This window comes from Microbacterium sp., assembly GCF_036566905.1.
Lineage (GTDB): Bacteria > Actinomycetota > Actinomycetes > Actinomycetales > Microbacteriaceae > Microbacterium.
The window spans coordinates 1-2,625 of the sequence record NZ_DATCVK010000180.1 but is presented as its reverse complement, the minus strand read 5'-3'; the positions used below and the strand labels follow the sequence as shown (position 1 = coordinate 2,625).

Annotated in this window: 2 protein-coding genes; both read right to left on the bottom strand. The window is 70.3% G+C overall.

Annotation, left to right across the window (positions count from 1 at the left end; translation table 11 throughout):
* Positions 1-208: 208 nt before the first annotated feature.
* A complete protein-coding gene (locus VIP82_RS14875; protein WP_331909950.1) occupies positions 209-1,189 on the bottom strand; it encodes a tRNA pseudouridine synthase A in 981 nt (326 codons plus the stop codon).
* 10 nt (positions 1,190-1,199) lie between these two features.
* On the bottom strand, positions 1,200-2,504 hold the full coding sequence (locus VIP82_RS14870) for an acyltransferase family protein (protein ID WP_331909948.1): 1,305 nt from the start codon (positions 2,502-2,504) through the stop codon (positions 1,200-1,202).
* Positions 2,505-2,625: the final 121 nt, after the last annotated feature.

Below are 2,625 nucleotides of genomic sequence, written 5' to 3'. Positions count from 1 at the left end.
TGTCGGACGGCTTGGGAGTGAACGTGCGCGTCACGGAACTACTGCTTTCTGATCGAGTGAGGGGTTCGTGAATCCCACTCCGGTGGGTGTTCGCCCGCGATGCGTTCGAACGCCCTGGTGGAGGGCTCAACTTCGGATGCCACCGCAGAGGACGGCACCAAAGGGCAAGCTTAGCGGCTCGAGGGGCACGCGTCCAATCGACGCCGATTCACTCCCCCGCATCCGCCTCGTCGTCGAGCTGGACGTGCAGTTGGCGCCGCGCACGCGTCTGCGCCGCCCGGATCTCGAGTTCGTGATCGTCGGGGTAGCCGACCTCGGTGAGCACGAGCCCCTTCGCCGGCATGACCATGAACGCGTTCGTCCGCTCCCCGGCGCGCAGCAGCTCGGCGGGCGCGTCGACGCCGAGGCGGCCCTCGCCGACCGCCACCGCAGCGCCGATCAGCGCGCGCACCATCGAATGGCAGAACGCGTCGGCCTGGAGCGAGGCCACCAGCACGCCGTCGTCGTCGCGTCGCCACCGGAAGGACTCCAGGGTGCGGATGGTCGTCGCCCCGGCCCGCGGCTTGCAGAACGCCGCGAAGTCGTGCAGGCCGAGGAGCGTCAGCGCCGCGGTATCCATGCGCTCCGTGTCGAGCGCGCGCGGGCGCCAGACGGTGCGGTGCCGGTCGAGCGGATCCCGCGAGGCGGCGGAATCGGCGATGCGGTACTCGTAGCGTCGCCAGATGGCGGAGAAGCGTGCGTCGAACCCGTCGGGTGCGAGCGACGCCGCCGTCACGACGACATCGGAATCGGATGCCCCGATCACCCCGGTCAACCTGCGGAGCAGCACTCCTGCCGGCCCCGCGTCCTCGGGTCGGGAGGCGTGCCCACGGCGCGCCCGGGTCACCGATGCCAGCGCCGCCGGCGGGACGTCGAAGTGCGCCACCTGCCCGATAGCGTGGACCCCGGCATCGGTGCGCCCGGCGACCGTCAGTCGCGGCGCCGTGCCCGTGCGCCGGAAGAGGATCGCCAGCGCATCTTCGATGACCCCCTGGACGGTGCGCAGTCCTGGCTGCCGGCTCCATCCGTTGAAGTCGGTGCCGTCGTACGCGATCGCGAGTCGCAGGCGGACCGATTCGTCGTCGGCCTCTCCGGGCGCGATCGGGTCCGCACCGGGGCTCGACGACACGACGGATTCGGTTGCGACCATGCCCTCAAGCCTACGATCGTGCGGCGACCGACGACGCCGTGCTCCGCGTCTCGGCCGCGCTCTCCCCCCGCGGCTGCCGTTGCCCGGGGCCACCGACGATGAGCGCGACCACCGCGACGGTCACGAGCGCCCACCCCAGCAGGCCGTTCTGCCACGGGAGGTAGCCGAGCACGAGCAGCACCCCGACGCCGGCCACCGCGCACGAGCTCCACAGCAGCACCGCAGCCAGCGGGGTTCGCCGCTCGATCGGCTTCGGCCACCGCGACTCGACGCGCGGCACGATCATGCAGCATCCGGCGATCACGACGGCGATGGCGATGATCCAGAGCGGACGCGTCGCCCACCACGCCGGCGACAGCACCGAGGGGAAGGGCAGCCCGAACGCGAGTTGCAGTGCGGTCACGACGGCCATCGCGAACGTGTGCCAGAGGTAGATGACCATGCCGTAGACGCCGAAGACGAAGACCGCGCCGAGCATCGGCCGCCACTGCATCAGGCGGCGGATGAGCGGTTGCGCGAGCGCGAACAGGCAGGCCTGCCCGAGCGCGAGGGCGAGGATCGCCAACGTCGGCGGGTTGAGGTTGTCGAGCATGTCGTGCGAGTACCCGAACCAGGTCACGAGCACCCCGATGACGCCGTACGCCCCGACGGCGATGGCGACGAGCACGAGTCGCGACCGACGGGCGAACCACCCGTCGCGGAGCCCGAACCCGAGCTGCTGGGCGAACAGCCACACGAAGATCCAGTTGAGGGCGCCGACCGGCACATCGAACTCGCGCGTCAGCACGTCGACGACGACGACCGCCCCCGCGAGCCCGAGGTACGCCGACCATGGAGCATGCCGATGCAACCACGACATCGTCGGCACGAATGCCGTGCAGATCAGGTACACCGGAATGAACCAGAGCGGCTCCGCGAGCCGCACTGCGAAGGTGCGGAGGAACTCGGCGTCGACGCCCGCGAGGAGCATGATCGCGAGCACCGCGCCGACGGCTGCGACGAGCCCCACCAGCGGCTGCGCCAAGCGGATGGCACGGATGCGGAGGTAGTGGGCGACGGTCTCGCCGTGTCCGCGCAGGCGCCGCCACTGCGTGATCGAGGCGAACCCTCCGCAGATGAAGAACACGGGCATGATCATGAGCGGCCAGGTCGCCCAGGCGAGGGGCTCGAATCCGTCGAGCGCGTTGAACGCGCGCAGCGGATCCCCGCCGATGCCCATCTGCAGGGCGTGCAGCAGCACCACGATCGGCAGGCAGAAGGCACGGGCGAAATCGATCGAGAGATCCCTGTCGACAGGGATGCGGACGGCGGCCACGCTGCTCCTCTTCGAGCACCGTTGACGGCGGTACCGAGAACAGATTCTGGCACATCGTGAACGGCTGCGACATGCCGGGACGGCTTGTTCGCCCCCGCTCGACACCGCGACATCCGCGGTC

Excerpts from the sequence above, each read along its gene's own strand:
- VIP82_RS14875 (WP_331909950.1), bottom strand. The coding sequence starts at position 1,189 with ATGGTCGCAACCGAATCCGTCGTGTCGTCGAGCCCCGGTGCGGACCCG.